Annotated in this window: 13 protein-coding genes; 6 read left to right on the plus strand and 7 right to left on the minus strand. The window is 58.1% G+C overall.

The window, feature by feature from the left end; genetic code table 11:
- Positions 1 to 13: 13 nt before the first annotated feature.
- The 3 genes from YH62_RS17815 to YH62_RS17825 form a co-directional block, all read right to left on the minus strand.
- Positions 14 to 1,030, minus strand: coding sequence for an aldo/keto reductase (locus YH62_RS17815; protein ID WP_046795622.1), 1,017 nt, complete (start codon positions 1,028 to 1,030; stop codon positions 14 to 16).
- Between the two features lie 126 nt (positions 1,031 to 1,156).
- Positions 1,157 to 2,257 (minus strand): Gfo/Idh/MocA family oxidoreductase, encoded by a 1,101-nt coding sequence (locus tag YH62_RS17820; protein ID WP_046795623.1) that lies wholly within the window; start codon positions 2,255 to 2,257, stop codon positions 1,157 to 1,159.
- Between the two features lie 121 nt (positions 2,258 to 2,378).
- Positions 2,379 to 4,058: an MFS transporter gene (locus YH62_RS17825; protein WP_052760453.1), complete on the minus strand. Its 1,680-nt coding sequence runs from the start codon at positions 4,056 to 4,058 to the stop codon at positions 2,379 to 2,381.
- Between the two features lie 326 nt (positions 4,059 to 4,384).
- On the opposite strand from YH62_RS17825, the gene YH62_RS17830 reads away from it, so the two are divergent.
- The 5 genes from YH62_RS17830 (at position 4,385) to YH62_RS17850 (ending at position 9,947) form a co-directional block, all read left to right on the plus strand.
- Entirely contained in the window at positions 4,385 to 5,110 is a 726-nt protein-coding gene (locus tag YH62_RS17830; protein WP_245282126.1) for a pirin family protein, read from the plus strand.
- Positions 5,111 to 5,373: 263 nt separating this feature from the next.
- Positions 5,374 to 6,492: an NAD(P)-dependent alcohol dehydrogenase gene (locus tag YH62_RS17835; RefSeq protein WP_046795650.1), complete on the plus strand. Its 1,119-nt coding sequence runs from the start codon at positions 5,374 to 5,376 to the stop codon at positions 6,490 to 6,492.
- 46 nt (positions 6,493 to 6,538) lie between these two features.
- Entirely contained in the window at positions 6,539 to 7,618 is a 1,080-nt protein-coding gene (locus YH62_RS17840) for an MBL fold metallo-hydrolase (protein WP_137326848.1), read from the plus strand.
- Between the two features lie 120 nt (positions 7,619 to 7,738).
- Positions 7,739 to 9,193 carry an aldehyde dehydrogenase family protein gene (locus YH62_RS17845; protein ID WP_046795625.1) on the plus strand — a complete coding sequence of 485 codons (1,455 nt, stop codon included), beginning with the start codon at positions 7,739 to 7,741 and terminating at the stop codon, positions 9,191 to 9,193.
- Positions 9,194 to 9,386: 193 nt separating this feature from the next.
- On the plus strand, positions 9,387 to 9,947 hold the full coding sequence (locus YH62_RS17850) for a hypothetical protein (RefSeq protein WP_046795626.1): 561 nt from the start codon (positions 9,387 to 9,389) through the stop codon (positions 9,945 to 9,947).
- Between the two features lie 753 nt (positions 9,948 to 10,700).
- Here the strand turns inward: YH62_RS17850 and YH62_RS17855 are convergent.
- From YH62_RS17855 to YH62_RS17865, 3 genes are all read right to left on the minus strand, one after another.
- Complete coding sequence (locus tag YH62_RS17855) at positions 10,701 to 10,928, minus strand: hypothetical protein (protein WP_046795627.1); 228 nt, start codon at positions 10,926 to 10,928, stop codon at positions 10,701 to 10,703.
- Positions 10,929 to 11,114: 186 nt separating this feature from the next.
- Positions 11,115 to 11,432 (minus strand): hypothetical protein, encoded by a 318-nt coding sequence (locus tag YH62_RS17860; protein WP_137326849.1) that lies wholly within the window; start codon positions 11,430 to 11,432, stop codon positions 11,115 to 11,117.
- A 350-nt stretch (positions 11,433 to 11,782) separates the two neighbouring features.
- Positions 11,783 to 12,682 carry a LysR family transcriptional regulator gene (locus YH62_RS17865; RefSeq protein ID WP_046795629.1) on the minus strand — a complete coding sequence of 300 codons (900 nt, stop codon included), beginning with the start codon at positions 12,680 to 12,682 and terminating at the stop codon, positions 11,783 to 11,785.
- Positions 12,683 to 13,090: 408 nt separating this feature from the next.
- Between YH62_RS17865 and YH62_RS17870 the strand changes: the two genes are divergently transcribed.
- Positions 13,091 to 13,684, plus strand: a complete 594-nt coding sequence (locus tag YH62_RS17870; RefSeq protein WP_046795652.1) for a nitroreductase family protein — start codon at positions 13,091 to 13,093, stop codon at positions 13,682 to 13,684.
- A 202-nt stretch (positions 13,685 to 13,886) separates the two neighbouring features.
- On the opposite strand, the gene YH62_RS17875 is transcribed toward YH62_RS17870, so the two are convergent.
- Positions 13,887 to 15,062 carry a glycerate kinase gene (locus tag YH62_RS17875; RefSeq protein WP_046795630.1) on the minus strand — a complete coding sequence of 392 codons (1,176 nt, stop codon included), beginning with the start codon at positions 15,060 to 15,062 and terminating at the stop codon, positions 13,887 to 13,889.
- Between the last annotated feature and the right edge of the window lie 116 nt (positions 15,063 to 15,178).

Below are 15,178 nucleotides of genomic sequence, written 5' to 3' on the forward strand. Positions count from 1 at the left end.
CATATTCTCTATGTCAGCGCGAGTGTCCGTTTTCGGCGTTCAGCAACCAGCCAGGATACTCGACGGGAAGACGGCTGACCGCATCGAGCTTCGCCATGTCGTCATCGTCCAGGTCAATCGATGCGGCCCGAATGTTTTCCTGCAATTGCTCGACGCGCTTGGCGCCGATGATGACGGTCGAGACGACGCTTTGCTTCAGCAACCAGGCGATCGCGATTTGTGCCGGGCTGGAGCCGTGTTTCTCCGCGACAGCTTTAAGGACCGCGATCAGCGGCTCTCCCCGGATGCGATCGATGGGTGGAAAATCCAGTTCCGTCTGTCGACCGCCTGCTGCGTTGCCACCGGAAGAATACTTTCCGGTGAGATAGCCGCCGGCAAGCGGACTCCAGACCATGAGGCCAACACGTTCCGATGAGAGCAGCGGGCCGATCTCGCGCTCCAGATCGCGCCCGACAAGCGTATAATATGCCTGCAGTGACGTGATAGGTGCGAGGGCTCTGGCGCGTGTTATCCCGATCGCCTTCATGATCTGCCACGCGGCCCAGTTCGAAAGGCCGATGTAACGGACGTCCCCGGCCCGCACGAGTGTATCGAGCGCCTCCAGCGTTTCCTCGATCGGTGTCGCGGAATCGAATGCGTGGATCTGGTATAGATCGATGTGGTCCAGACCCAGCCGGCCGAGGCTTGCCCGACATTCGGAAATTACATGCCTCCGCGAAGCGCCGCGATGGTTTGGTCCGTCACCCATGGCGGAGGCGACTTTGGTGGCGATCACGACATCCCGGCGCGACACACCAAGGTTCTTCAGCGAGCGTCCCAGTATTTCTTCGCTGCGTCCGTGCGCATAGACGTTTGCCGTATCGAACAGGTTTATGCCGGCGTCGAGAGCGGCCTTGACCAGTGCATCGGCATCCCCCTGTCCAAGTCTTCCCACCTTTCCCCATAATCCGTCAGTTCCGCCGAATGTCATGGCGCCGAAACACAATTCCGACACGAACAACCCGCTTTCACCCAGCTTGCGCATTTGCATGATGTCGTCCTTCTTTCTGGTATCTCCGAGATTGCCGGCGCTCGCTTTGTTGCGCGCGTTTCCACACTGATTGCGCTCACGGCCGGCTCGACATTCGTTGCGAATGCCGAGCCTTTCTACGGCGCCTTACACGATGTGCTGCCGTTCGCCAGTTCTTGCCGCAAGCTCGACGGCCGCGATCAAACGGCTGTTATGGCGGGCATGGTCGAAACCGGGAGTGGTGTATGTACCATTCGTCAGATCGCGCCCCAGGGACGCATAGACCTCCCCGACATTGATAGCGGCTCCTGCCCAGAAATCGGCCGCTGTTGGGCCGACACCGTTCGCGACCGGCCTATCGGGCGCAGCGAATTCCAGGCTCGATGAAAGTAAAATGTCTCCGACCTGTACGCCTGCCAGATGATTGCCGGTCAGCTTCAGCCAGCCCTGCGAACCACGGATCTCGAATACAAAACTCGCCTCATCAGCAGGTACACCGGCCAGAATCTGCACGGATACAGGCGCACCGCTTGCCGTCTTGGCGATCAGATCGAGATGATCCGGAATCTCTCGCTGTGAAGTCTCGCCTGTATCGACGATCTCGATCTCCGGCCAGAGCAGTTCCGTGCGCGCATCGACCTCCACAATGTTGCCGAGCACAGCCTCGATGACGTCCAGCACGTGGCCTGCCGTAATCGTCATGAAGCTGGCGCCAGAAGCGGCCTTGTTGAAATAGTCGTACATGCTCGGAGATTGCGGACCGTAGCCGAACGTGGTTGCGCCGACACGCGCTGACATCAGGCGACCGAGCTTTCCTGACGCGACCAGTTCCGCCGCACGCCGGACGGCGGGATTATGCCGGCCTTGCAGGCCGATCGCGGTATGTAAAGACCCGACTGCTGCCGCCATCTCGTTAGTTTCCGTCAGCGTTGCGCCCAGAGGCGCTTCGCAATAGACGGCTTTACCCGCCTGCAAGGCCGCCATCACAAGATCCTTGTGCGCCGGCACCTTCACGGCGACCGTGATGACGTCAATGGTTTCGTCGCTGATCATCGCGTAGGGATCGGCAAACCAGAGTTCTGCGCCGAATGCTTCGGCCGCCGCCTTGGCGCTTTCCTCGCGTCGGGTCGCGACTGCCGCCAGCGTCAGGTGAGCTTGTGACGCCAGAGCTGGCACATGCGATGCGCCTGCCCAGCTTGCGTGAGTGTCTGCTCCAATAATACCCACACGAAATTTCTTATCCGACATCTGCAATGCTCCAAATCACGTTGCGGGACGCTACCTGCGTCCTGAGCAAGATCTAATCGACCCCGGCACTGCGACGAAATCGATAAACGGTATGGGCGGACATCCACGCCATGGATATCGCCTAGCGCCCCTGCGGCCACACTGCGACCAAAAGAAGTATTGCCCCGGTTGTCGCTACAGCGCTCAAGACCACGCGTGCCTGAAACGAAAGGGTCGGCGGGTGCCAAGGCATTCCTGACTGCCGCTTAGGCGGACCAACCTGATTGAAAGGGGCAGCACCGCTAGTGGACACCTGTTTTTCCCGGCGGATTTCCGCCAGCTTATGGCGGATACGAATTGCGAGGAGCACAGCCAGATAGGCCGCGGTGAAGAAAGCCAACACCGCTGCCAAGCGCAAGGCGTTCTGATGGGCAAGGACCCAATCTCGCGAAACAGTCGCGATGCCGTCGATATAGGCTACGAACAAGGCCTGGCCGGTGAGGGCGCCAATCGAATTGATCGCCCCAAACAGGACGATAAAACTCAAGAGTTCTCGGCCGCCTTTCTGCAGCGCGCTCGTGATGCCTAACACCAGTGCCGGCCCGAGAAAGAACATGGCCGCGAATGAGATCACCGCTTGGGACAAATAAAACCAGGGCAGATGCTCAAGACTCGTGGCGGAGCTGTCGGCAAGTGTCGCGGCAGCTATTGCGGTGACCGCCAGCATCATGGGCATCACCAGTTTTTCGACATTCACCGTGATTGCGCTCGCGATCACGCCGGCAACAGCGCTGACAAAGTTGACGATCGAAAGTGCTCTGATGTGTTCGTCGCTGCCTCCTAGCGCCGTCAGGAACTTGGTTGCAACATTCTGTTCGGCAAGGACGATCCTGGCCATGAGAATTGCAAAAGCAAAGCGGACGATATCACCGCTCCCGAGCCAGCGCAGGTTGAGGAGAGGTGCGGTCCGGCCGTTCTCGAGTATCAGCGCGCTGATGATCATCGGAAGCGCGAGCGACAGAAACCAAATGATCCAAGGCGTCTCGATCCATCCCTCCAATCGTCCGAGCCCCAACACTGCTGCAATCAGAGCGAGGCTACCACCCAAAAGCAGGAAGGTGAGGAAATCCATAGGTTCGAAGACCCGCTCTCGCTCGGCGGGTGGCAGCCGGAACGCCCCGACGGCGGCGAAAGAGAGAAATGCGAGACCGGCTTCTAGCAGAAATATCGACTGCCAATGCGATCCGGCAGACAGCCATGGCGAGATGACGGTTGCAAGCGGGAACGCGCATTGCGAGATACCAAGGCCAAGTATCAGCCCCCTGACGCGCCAACGGCCCGGAAGGGCCTGCATCGCGTAGAACAAAGACAGCGGCGTTAACGCCGCCGCAACAAAGCCGCTTGCAGCCCTGATGGCGAGTGTGAGCCAGTGATCTGCGGTCAACAGATAGGTAAGGGAGAGGAGAGCATACAGGCCGAGGGCAACCAGCGTGAATACACGCAGACCATACTGCTGGCGGAACTTGATCAGCAGCAGATTGGCAGAAATATTGGTCATGGCATAGGCCGTCGGCAGCCAGGCCGCCTGAACGGAGCTCAACGCCAAGCCCGTTTGGAGCTCCGCGATATTGACCATGACCAGTGCGTTGCCCAGTCCGCCTGTCAGGCCGACCAGAATTGCGACTAGGGCATAGGCGATCCGCAGCGTCAGGACATGCTCTGGCGTCGCCGGCGACCCCGCTGCCACTGGTCTTTCATGCTCGGGAAAGTCCCATGCTTCCTCACGGAAAAAGCTGCGAACACGCTGCGTTAGTCTCATCATCGTGCTCTCGTTGTTGGTTTGTCAGCATCAATCCGCAGCAGCGTAACGCAATTCAGGTGGCCTGAGGCGTTGCTGGTTTGGCAACATAGGGTTCGGGGGATCGTGACTTGTTGCGAGCGGTGCCTCGTTCAAAATCACTACACATCCGTTGACAGAGCGGACAGGTTTCACCTCTCAACTTCACGAGTGCAGCAAAAATGCTTCAAAGGTCCATCAACAGGACTACGACCACACCGCCTCTCGGGCCCGGTTTCGCCGGCGAGCGGCATAAAGCAGCCCTCGTCATCGCGCCGGGAGATTTTTCCTCGACCGATCCGTTCTTCTTAATGGCGGACGACCATGTGACCGGAGAGGGGCAATTCGGCGAGGCCCACCCTCATGCCGGCCTGGAGACTGTCACGTTCATGCTTGACGGCACGATGGCAGATGCCGGTGGACGTCTGGCCCAGGGCGACGTGGAGTGGATGACTGCCGGAAGCGGCATCGTACATTCGGAAGATACCCAGGTTTCAACAGGGATGCGTCTGTTTCAGCTATGGCTGGTTCTCCCCGAGCGGGACCGCAACATGGCGCCAAGGGTGCAGATCCTGAGACGGGATGAAATGCCGGTACACCGCGGCGACGGCTTCGAGACGACCGTTTACAGTGGCTGTTCGGCAGAGATCATCGCGTCGACGAAGAATGCCGTGCCTGTAACCTTGGTCGAAATTCGGCTTGAGCCAGGCGCCGAGTTTGAGCAGGTTCTGCCGTCATCATATAATGGCTTCGTCGTGGTCATCGCGGGTGAAATCGAGGCAGGCGCCGGAGCGACGGCTCTCACTACGGATAAGGTCGGTTGGACCAATCCGCTGGCAACTGGCGGTGAAAGCGCAATGAGGCTGAAAGCGGGCGAGAACGGCGCGCGCGTGCTTTTGTATGCAGGCCAACCGCAAAACATCCATGTCGTGGCACAAGGCCCATTTATCGCAGGCTCCAAAGAGGAGCTTGCCGGCTACTATGCCGCATACCGCCAAGGCAAATTCCCGAATGCCGGCGAGATGCGGCCTGTCTGATCTGACTGTCCAGCTGCCATGAATCCACAAAGGGTTTCGCTATCAGCAACCCGACGTTCCGCCATTGCTGTCTTTAGCCGTTCGACAGCATGGATATGTTCGCGAGCAACAGGCCCGCAAACGGTCTGAGAAAACCAGCCGCTTCACCACCGCTCGTCCAAAACTCAAGCGGATCGGATCAAGCCTATCCGAACACGGATCGCCGCCGGTCCGTGCGCGGGATCACTCGTCCCAGTATCCGAAATCAGCCCATGGAGGAAAAGATGACCCAATCAGCCACCGCAGCCGTACTGGAAGAAAAAAACGGCCCCTTCATTCTTCGTGAAGTGAAGCTTGAGGCACCGCGCCCCGACGAAGTGCTCATTCGCATGGTTGCTACGGGTATTTGCGCGACCGATGCGCATGTCAGGCAACAGCTCATGCCAACTCCGCTGCCGGCGATCTTGGGCCATGAAGGCGCCGGCATCGTTGAACACGTCGGATCGACCGTATCGCATCTCAAGCCCGGCGATCATGTCATTCTTTCCTATCACTCCTGCGGCCATTGCAAGCCCTGCATGTCTTCCCATGCGGCCTATTGCGACCACGTCTGGGAAACGAATTTTGCCGGCGCCAGGCTCGATGGAACGATCGGCGTTGCAGCGCCCGACGGGAACAGGCTCCATGCCCATTTCTTCGGCCAATCCTCGTTCTCGACTTATGCTCTTGCCCACCAGCGCAACACCATCAAGGTGTCCGACGATGTTCAGCTCGAATTGCTTGGACCGCTCGGTTGCGGCTTCCAGACCGGTGCCGGCTCGGTCTTGAAGGCGCTCAAAGTGCCGGTAGGCGCCTCTATCGCCATTTTCGGGGTAGGGGCAGTGGGGCTGGCGGCGATCATGGCTGCCAAGGTCGCCGATGCGGCCGTCATTATCGCCATTGATGTCAATACCGAACGGCTGAAGCTCGCTTCCGAGCTCGGCGCGACGCATTGCGTCAACCCACGTGAGCAAGCCGATGTTGCCTCGGCGATCAAGGATATCGCGCCTCGCGGCGTCGAATACGTTCTCGACACGAGCGGTCGGAAGGAGAACCTCGACGCCGGCATCGGCGCTCTTGCTCCGATGGGGCAGTTCGGTTTCGTCGCCTTCAATGACCATTCGGGCGCGGTCGTCGATGCCTCCCGGCTCACGGTAGGGCAAAGCCTCATCGGGATTATCCAGGGCGATGCCATTTCCGGCCTGATGATTCCGGAACTGGTCGGTCTTTACCGAAGCGGCCGTTTCCCGTTCGATAGGCTGCTCACCTTCTACGACTTCGCCGACATCAATAAGGCATTTGACGATGTCGCGGCAGGGCGCGCGATCAAGGCCGTCCTACGCTTTCCCCCGCAAGCAGCTTAGCCACCCACTTTCTTTCGATATGAAATCATCATGGAGGATTGATCACATGTGCGACCGACACCAGAAGCTGATCAGAGCGACCGACGAGCCGAACTTTTTCGGGATCGACCATTACGGCTTTCCGGAGGCCGGGGAACACCCCGCAGATCCGCCAGGGTACTATCCTGAGTATTTCTCTTCCGAACGCTTCCAGCGGCTCGGCTACCATGTCGAGGAGCTTCGTGGCGGTTTCTACTGGGTCACCAGTGGAGGCTACGATGCAGCCTTCGTCGTGACCAGCGACGGTGTCGTCGCCATCGACGCACCGCCGACGATCGGTGAAAACATGCTGGCCGCGATCGAAGACGTCACGGACAAACCGGTAACGCATTTGATCTACAGCCACTGGCACACCGATCACATCGGCGCCGCCTCTGTTTTCGGACCGAATGTCGAGATCGTCGCACACGAAATCACCAGGGAACTGCTCGAGCGGTTTCCTGATCCAAACCGACCAGTACCGAGCGTGACATTCGACAAGGATCATCTGCTTGTCGTCGGCGGGGTGACGCTCGAACTGTCCTACAAGGGCGAGAACCACTGCCCCGGCAACATCTTTATCTATGCGCCAGCGCAAAAGGTGCTGACCGTCATCGACATCGTCAGTCCCGGCAGCGCCACCTTCATGCATTGCGACGCATCGCAGAATATTACCGGCTGGTACGAAGCCCAGAAGCAACTGATGGAATATGACTTCGATTTCCTCGTGGCCGGCCATCACATGAAATACGGGACGCCGGAAACGGTCGCAGCTTCAATCGAGTATTTCCAGGACGTCCTCGACGGAGCACAGGCAGCCGTGGATCGCTTCAGCCGGTCGGATGCGCTCGTCAGCATCCTGGAGGGCGCCGGCTGGGACCAGGTGTTTTCCGGGACCGAGAACTGGATCAATTCGATGGCCAATTTTGCCACGAAATATGTCCTGGAAAAGAAGAGTAGCAATGGCCAGCTCTGGTCCGAGCGGCTTGCGGGCGTGACGACCCAGACGAAATACCACGCCTATACCGTGCTGGAGTCGATCCGCCTGGAAAGGCCGCGGCCGAACTACCGCCTGAGGGGCGAAAATCCCCCACCGTTCCTGACCTGAACCGGGATCGTCCTCCGGCACACCTCGAAATCGAGTGGGCATTACCCCGTTGTGTCCGGAGGCCGCCGGTGAGCGCGGGCCGGATCTCGCGCGCCCTTGCAACATCAGAAAGGCAAGTCAATGACGACGTTTTCCGCAAGCAACTGGATCGACGGCACCTTTGTCTCGTCTTCCAAACGCGGCCGCTCCATCGATCCGGCGACATATGAGACGATCGGAGATTATCCGGACGATGGCGGAGCGGCCGCGCACTCTGCCATCGAAGCCGCAAAACGCGCATTCCGCGGAACCGCTTGGCGCGACGATGCTGAGCTTCGGGCAAGGGTGCTCGATCAGATGGCATCGGCAATCGAGCGAAATCGCGAACGCCTGATCGACATCCTCTCGCTTGAAAACGGCAAACTGCTCGGCGAGGCGGCGCTGGAGATCGACGGTAGTCCGAGCAAGCTTCGATACTGGGCTGCTATGGCGCGTACGGAGGCAGGGCGAGCGACATCGCCCAGGCCCGGCAGCCTCTCCGTGATTCTGCGCCAGCCGATGGGAGTGGCGGGGATCATCGTCCCTTGGAATTCTCCCGTCATATTGTCGGTTCGTTCATTCGCTCCAGCGCTCGCCGCCGGCTGCACGGTCGTCATCAAGATGCCCGGTCAGACGGCGCAGATCGCCAGTGTTCTAACCGAGGTCCTCGCGGAAGCGACAGACCTGCCGGAAGGCGTCGTGAACATGTTCGTCGAGAGCGGTGCGGACGGCGCTGCGCTTCTGGTTGAAAGTCCCGATGTGCCGACGATCAGCTTCACTGGAAGCACACAGACCGGGCGAACCATCGGGGCTATCGGTGCGAAGAGAATGAAGCGGTTCGGGCTCGAACTCGGCGGCAAGACCCCAATGATCGTGTTTGACGATGCCGACATTGAAGCCATGCTGCCTGTTCTCGAAAAGGCTCTCACCATCTTTGCTGGTCAGTTCTGCATGACCGGCTCACGGCTACTGGTGCAGAGTTCAATCTATGAACTGGTGCGCGACGGCCTCGCCGAAAGGCTGCGTGCTGTCAAAGTCGGGCCGGCATCGGACTCAGCGAGCGATATGGGGCCACTCATTGACAAGGAGAACGTCGCCCGTGTCGACAACGTAGTGAAAGATGCGCTGTCGAAGGGTGCAACTGTGGTCGTTCGAGGCGGTCCCGTGCCAGAAGGCCCTTTGGCGAAAGGTGCTTTTTTCCGTCCTTCGATGCTGGAGGTATTCGACAACAGCCTGCCGATCGTGCAGCAGGAAACATTCGGTCCCGTCATAACAATCCAGCGGTTCTCAGATGAGCGGGAAGCCGTCGTGCTGGCAAACGATAACGACTATGGCCTGTCCGCCTCGGTCTGGACGCGGGACCTGGATCGCTCGTTACGGGTCGCACAGGCGCTTGAAGTGGGAAGCGTGTTCGTCAACGACTGGGCCAAAGTGTACGACGGGACGGAGGAGGGTGGCTTCAAGCAATCCGGTCTCGGGAGGCTGAACGGCGTTGCCGCCATCGAGGACTTTATCGAGTATAAGCACATCGCTCTTAAGCCGGGTTTGCTGCGATAAAAGGAGCCAGTTGGTCTAAAGATGTTCCTCGCGGCCGGGATTACTGGAGGTTAAACGGAAATTTGCATGCGGTCTTGCGACGTAATTCCCACTTAATGTTACCAATCGCGTCTGGCTGACCAATGGAGATATCCGATCAAACCGGTTGGCATCTCCTCGAGTTGGATGCAGCACCTTTCGAAAGGATAGTAATTTGCAGGACAAGGTCGACGCGGTGAAGCAGGCGGAAAGAACTATGATGGATGCGATACATGCAGCTATCACCCAGGCGGCAAAGGAATCGGAGGCTGCATTTCGGTCACTTGGACCGCGCACCACCGCCCAAACTTACTTCGCGGACGTCGCCACGCGTCGGCTATTTTTACACCTGTGTGGTGCTGATGCGGATACGGCCAAGGGTGGTGATCCAGAGCGCGCCTGGGACATACTCTATGTGGGGCGCGGTACAGCCCGCTATTGGGAAAAAGAACAAGGAATTCGGTCGAGGCGCCGAAAGACGGAGAGCCATGCGGAGCTCGAAAGGGAGACGCGCGACAAATCCGCCCTCCTGCAAAGCGCCCAGAAATTTGCAACGGATACGGCCATACATGCGCTGATTGAACATGCGAGTAAAGCCGACCCGACCTTGCGCGACCGCATATCATCTGCGGTGGAAGCGCGTGTCAGCATCACCGATCAACTGTCGCAGGTCGAGCAGGATTTCGCCGATTTGGCGAGAGTTTCGATCGCCCGCCTCGTTGGCACAGGCACTTGAAAGACATCGGCAAAACGTTGTCGAGTGCGCTCCGTCCTACGGTTAAGATCATCTGATCTTGCGGTCTCATGGTAGGCCCTGGCCTTCGAAGGTCAACGATGGGATCGCGAGCCTCGTCGTTTCAACTCCTGGCATCACGGCCTCAGGTTTGTGCGATGGTGAAGATGTCTCCATTGCGCCATACGACCGCGCGGCTTCAGTCTATCCGCAAGCTTCGCGATTGTTCCTGAGGCCATAGCTTCCGAGGTTAGCGTGTGGGTCGCCACCCGTCCTCGATCACCAGTCCTGGCGCTCCAACGCGCGGCCTATAGCCGAAGACGCCTTCGCGATCAGCATGTTCCGCAAATTTATTGGCCATGGGCGAAGCCTAATCCGCGAACGAAATTGCATCGAGCAATCGCGCAGTCGCTGCTGGCAGACCATCAGGTTTATCAACTCCTGTGCAAACCCCCGGGATAGGACCGATTGCTGCTTAGACGATTTCGGAGGAGCAGGTGACGTGCGCCGTTTCCGGCACCGTTATCACCCTGCTTCAAAATTGCGCTTTGTGAGCGTCTGAGAACTTCGATGCCTTCATGCTTCCGCTCCCTTTCCCAGCCGGGAAATACAGCGAGAAATTCCAGTTAGAAGGTCCAGTTTAGGGGATCAGACCATCGCCGAATTCGGCGCCTCTTGGGATGGGCGCCTACATCAAGCGCTCAGAATCAGCGAAGGCCAGCTGCAGAGCCGCTGGCCTTCGCTTTTCCTTGGTGGTTATCGCGGACGCTCCACTCCCTCGTAATGATCACCGCTATCTGCATTGGGTTGCGTGTCTTGCCGAAGGACGTAACCGCGGTCGCCCACGCTGTTCGTCGGCATGCGGTCAATGTGGTTATCCGCGTGCCTGGAAGCACCTGCGTAGTATTCGCCATCCGCGATCGCGGTGCCCGCATATGCGAAGAAGGCTGCGAGAGCGGCAATGAAATTGAGAGACTTGGTCATCTGATCGATTCCTTGAAGCTATGGCTTTCGTGCCAAGTTGCTACCTGCGCGCGGAATGCCGGGGTTGTGAATGATCTGCTTGTCTAGAGCAATTCCGGCGAAACCCGGCTCACCGGAATTGCTCTAGATTCCTGTTTTCCCTGCGTTATCCGACGCCGTAGCGATCCCGCTTCGGCTGGAAATGCTCTAGATCGGGCGGCTTACGCCGTGGTAGTAATCGCCGCTGTCGACTGTCTGGCCCGATGTCAGCAAGAGAAAGTCGCTACGATTTACGTTGTGGTCGCTATTGCTGCTGGTCTGCAACGGGTCACTGAAAGTTACTTGCTGGCCAGCGAATCCCTGGTAGTAGTCGCCTTCAGCGATTGCGGCGCCGGACGCAGAAAATGCCAGAAGGGCAGCGGCGGCGGCGAATAGTGTTTTTGAGTTGAACATTTTGGTTCCTTGTTCAGTTGGAGCGAAGCGTTCTCGCTTGGCTGAAAACGATATTGAACGCATCTTAGCCATTTGAAAGTATGGCTATCCGGAACGTTGAGTTCAGATTCTGGCAACACCGGAACACTGAAAGCGTCGTTTTGCGGAGAATTTTCTTTTCCAGCTCTTGCACTATTCTGCCGCACGCGCACTCGACACGAAGGGCGTTGCCCAGCTACAGAAAGTAAGGAACTCTTCGGTCGCTTTCCCGCCTATCGCGACCCTCGGGAGCGCATCGCGGTCTTAGTGGAAATAAGCCCTAGCTAATTTTACGGGGAGAACGCCGTAGAAAATGACAGTATTCTCCTGGTGAGTTTGCGTCAGGTCGTAGCGCCAATGCGAGGAAAACCACGAGTTATCGAACTCGTAAGGCGGCAATTCCATCAGATCTCACGTTCGAATTTCTCATACAAAAAGTTCACAAGTGCACGCACTCGAGCTATTCCGGCGCGCGCCGGTGGCATCAAAATGTGGAGATCAGCACCTTCGTGCTGATAACCGGGCACGACGATCTCAAGTTCTCCCGTGTCCAGGGAACCTTGAACCATGAAGATCGGCAGTACCACGATACCAAGTCCGCCGCGCGCGGCGGCTAGCATCATTTGACCATTGTCTGTGCGAAATTGTGAGTTCACACGGACATGTTCCCACCCATCCGGACCATGAAAACGCCAGCTGACCGTATCTAAGGTGTAGAGTATGGCGTTATGCGCAGCCAGTTCAGCGGGCTTTGAGGGGCGCCCACTGGCTTCTAGATAGGAGGGACTGGCGACAACAGCCCAACGGACCTTTGCAAGTTTTCTGGTAATCAGCACGGAATCAGGGATGCTTCCGATCCTTATCGCCAAGTCATACGCCTCGGCGACAAGATCCGGCTGACGGTCTTCAAAGCGGACATCGAAATGGATCCGTGGGTGGAGGAGGGCGAACTCGGCCAGCAGCGGAGCGAGACAGAACTCTCCGAAAGCTACGGGAACGGAAACTCTAACCTGGCCAGATGCTTCGGTAGTCGATCTTACAACCATCTCCTGCGCGGACTCTAATTCGGCCAACCCAGAAGCTGCTCGTACATGATACTCACGGCCAACATCTGTGAGGGCTGTTCCCTTTTGGGAACGTGTGAGGAGCGTTGCACCTAGAAAATTTTCCAAGCGACTGACGCGGCGACTGACGATCGATTTAGCGATCCCCAAACGGCTAGCCGCACCCGCGATACTCCCGGTTTCGACGACCCGAATGAAGGAGATCAAGTCCAAGATCTCAACAGACTCAGGTTCCGCCATTAGCAACTCCATATTCCAGTAAATGCAACTACTGCAACACGGGGTGCGGATTATTGTCAAGTTCCCAATCCGCTAGGCGCTCGCACTAACGTACTACAGCAACCCTATGGCCGAGCTGAATAAACGAACCAAGTAAGTTGCAATGCCGGGTAAAAATCGCGGCCCACCGTCGCCCTTGGAGCCGAGCGGTATCACTGCTGCAGATCAGTGGCGAGCTCTGCCGCATCGACCTAACCCCTCCGGATCGCATCAACGCGGCGAGGGGCGCTGGCATCGTTCTTTTTTCCGCAACAATGGGTTTCGCCATAGCGGCCTATTGCTCCGACGATCCAAGCCGCATGATTGATTCAACCAAAAAGCCAGGAGATTAAATTGGTCCTTCCAACCGATAATCCGGATAGCCGCAGTGTGACGGTGCAACTTCTTGCAAAACGTCGGACACAGTATTTTCTCGGCAAAAACATCGCGTTCTCTGACGAAGAGATTGATGCACTTATTCGCGAGGCGGTTCGCCTGTCACCCTCAGCCTTCAATTCGCAAAGTTCGCGGATTGTGATCCTGCACCGCGATGAAAATCAAAAACTCTGGAACATCGTGAAGTCGGAGTTGAGTCATGTCGTTGAAGGAGAAGCGAAGATGCACTCCTTCAGAAAAATCGATAGCTTCGCTGCTGGAGCAGGTGCTGTTCTTTTCTTCGAGGACCGAAATGTGGTCAGGATCTTACAAGATCAGTGGCCTTTGTACGCTGATCACTTTCCAGATTGGTCCGAGCAAGCCTCTGGTATGGCGCAACTTTCGGTCTGGATCGCGCTTGCTGGCGTGGGAATTGGAGCCAGTCTCCAGCATTATAACCCGCTGGTTGACGCAAAGATCAAAAGGCATTGGGACATACCGGAGACGTGGAGATTACGCGCGCAGATGCCGTTCGGCTCCAACGAGGCGCCTTTTCCCGCAAAGACAGTCATCTCCGATAGTGACCGTTTTCGAAGCTTCTTTCGCTAGACCTGCGGAAGAAAGACGGATGCCTCTTAGTGTATTCATTGGGTTAGGTTGTTGAGGGGTGCGGATAGAAAGTTGGACTGCTTCATAAGTTCAGGCCGAGGCTCTGACGATACTCAACCGGGCTGAGCGATCCCAGCAAGATCCTGCCCTCCAGGCCATCATCTTCAAGATGGTCGCCCGTGTGAGCGCGTTTGTATCGAACTTATCCGGCCTTGGCCATCGACAGCCGTAACGTAGTGCCGATCATGATCATCCTGACCGCATCTTCCGCAGCGCGAGCTAGCAGTTTGGGAGCCGAGGAGATCGCGTCTTCGAGCGAGCATGGCCGCGTCAGGATCGATGCGAAGGCATCAATGCCGCAATCGAGATTGAGCCTTACGCCCTTGCCGATCGTACCCGCAAGCGCAACCACAGGGACGCCTGCCTTCTTGGCCCGGCGCGCGATTTCGGCCGGAACTTTTCCGAATGGTGTCTGGCCGTCAAGGCTGCCTTCCGCCGTAATCACGAGATCGGCGTCGCGAATATAATCATCGATCTCCAGATATTGCATGACGATCTCGTAGCGCGGATGAAGGCTGCCGCAAAGGAGGCCGAGAACGGCTGCCCCCAGACCGCCTGATGCACCGGCGCCGGGGGCCGAGCCGACATCCAGGCCGGTGGTGTTTTCGATGCAGACCGCGTAGATTTCCATGGCCGCGGCCAATTGCTCGACCTGCTGCGGTGTTGCGCCTTTCTGCGGACCGAAAACGCGCGCGACGCCACGCTCGCCGAGAAGCTGGTTGTGCCAGTTGACGGCTGCATCAATGCGGATATGTGCGAGGCGCGGGTCGCGGGCGCTGATGTCTATGCGGTTCAACTGCGTCAGTGCCGCACCGCCGCGGTCGAGTTCGTTGCCGTCAGCGTCGAGCAAGCGGACACCCAGCGCCTGCGCCATCCCGGCGCCGCCATCGTTGATGCCGCTGTCACCGCAGCCGAGCAATATCCGCTCGGCGCCGAGGTCAAGCGCGGCACGCACCAGTTCACCGACACCATAACTTGTGGTCAGGCAAGGGTTGCGTCGATCGCGCGGAACGAGGCTGAGACCAGCGGCAGACGCCATCTCGATGACCGCCGTCGCCTCGGTGCAGCCGCCGAGAAAGCCGACAAACGCCTGCACCGGCTGTCCAACCGGCCCGGTGACGGTGACCGGATGGATTGTGCCATGGGTGGCGCCCACCAGCGCCCGGGTAAATCCTTCGCCGCCATCGGCCATAGGCACCTTGGTGAGGATGGATCCGGGAAACGCGCGCAGAACGCCTTTTTCGATGCAGTCGGCGGCCTGTTCGGCGGAGAGGCTTTCCTTGAAACCGGAAGGGGCAACAACGACGCGGAAGGGCATGGGAGCTATCCTTTCATGACATGTATGTGACATGAGGGAAACGTGACGGCTCGATGCTTATTCCAAGATTCTAGAAATTTACTCGGCTAAATAAAAAGAGCCGCGTGGAGCGGCTC

The sequence above is a fragment of the Rhizobium sp. LC145 genome, assembly GCF_001005825.1.
GTDB lineage: Bacteria > Pseudomonadota > Alphaproteobacteria > Rhizobiales > Rhizobiaceae > Neorhizobium.

Bases quoted from the DNA above. Each gene is read 5' to 3' on its own strand.
- YH62_RS17835 (WP_046795650.1), top strand. From the start codon at position 5,374: ATGACCCAATCAGCCACCGCAGCCGTACTGGAAGAAAAAAACGGCCCC.
- YH62_RS17820 (WP_046795623.1), bottom strand. From the start codon at position 2,257: ATGTCGGATAAGAAATTTCGTGTGGGTATTATTGGAGCAGACACTCAC.
- YH62_RS17845 (WP_046795625.1), top strand. From the start codon at position 7,739: ATGACGACGTTTTCCGCAAGCAACTGGATCGACGGCACCTTTGTCTCG.
- YH62_RS17830 (WP_245282126.1), top strand. From the start codon at position 4,385: ATGGCGGACGACCATGTGACCGGAGAGGGGCAATTCGGCGAGGCCCAC.
- YH62_RS17875 (WP_046795630.1), bottom strand. From the start codon at position 15,062: ATGCCCTTCCGCGTCGTTGTTGCCCCTTCCGGTTTCAAGGAAAGCCTC.
- YH62_RS17815 (WP_046795622.1), bottom strand. From the start codon at position 1,030: ATGCAAATGCGCAAGCTGGGTGAAAGCGGGTTGTTCGTGTCGGAATTG.
- YH62_RS17825 (WP_052760453.1), bottom strand. From the start codon at position 4,058: ATGATGAGACTAACGCAGCGTGTTCGCAGCTTTTTCCGTGAGGAAGCA.
- YH62_RS17840 (WP_137326848.1), top strand. From the start codon at position 6,539: ATGTGCGACCGACACCAGAAGCTGATCAGAGCGACCGACGAGCCGAAC.
- YH62_RS17855 (WP_046795627.1), bottom strand. From the start codon at position 10,928: ATGACCAAGTCTCTCAATTTCATTGCCGCTCTCGCAGCCTTCTTCGCA.
- YH62_RS17865 (WP_046795629.1), bottom strand. From the start codon at position 12,682: ATGGCGGAACCTGAGTCTGTTGAGATCTTGGACTTGATCTCCTTCATT.
- YH62_RS17860 (WP_137326849.1), bottom strand. From the start codon at position 11,432: ATGGCTAAGATGCGTTCAATATCGTTTTCAGCCAAGCGAGAACGCTTC.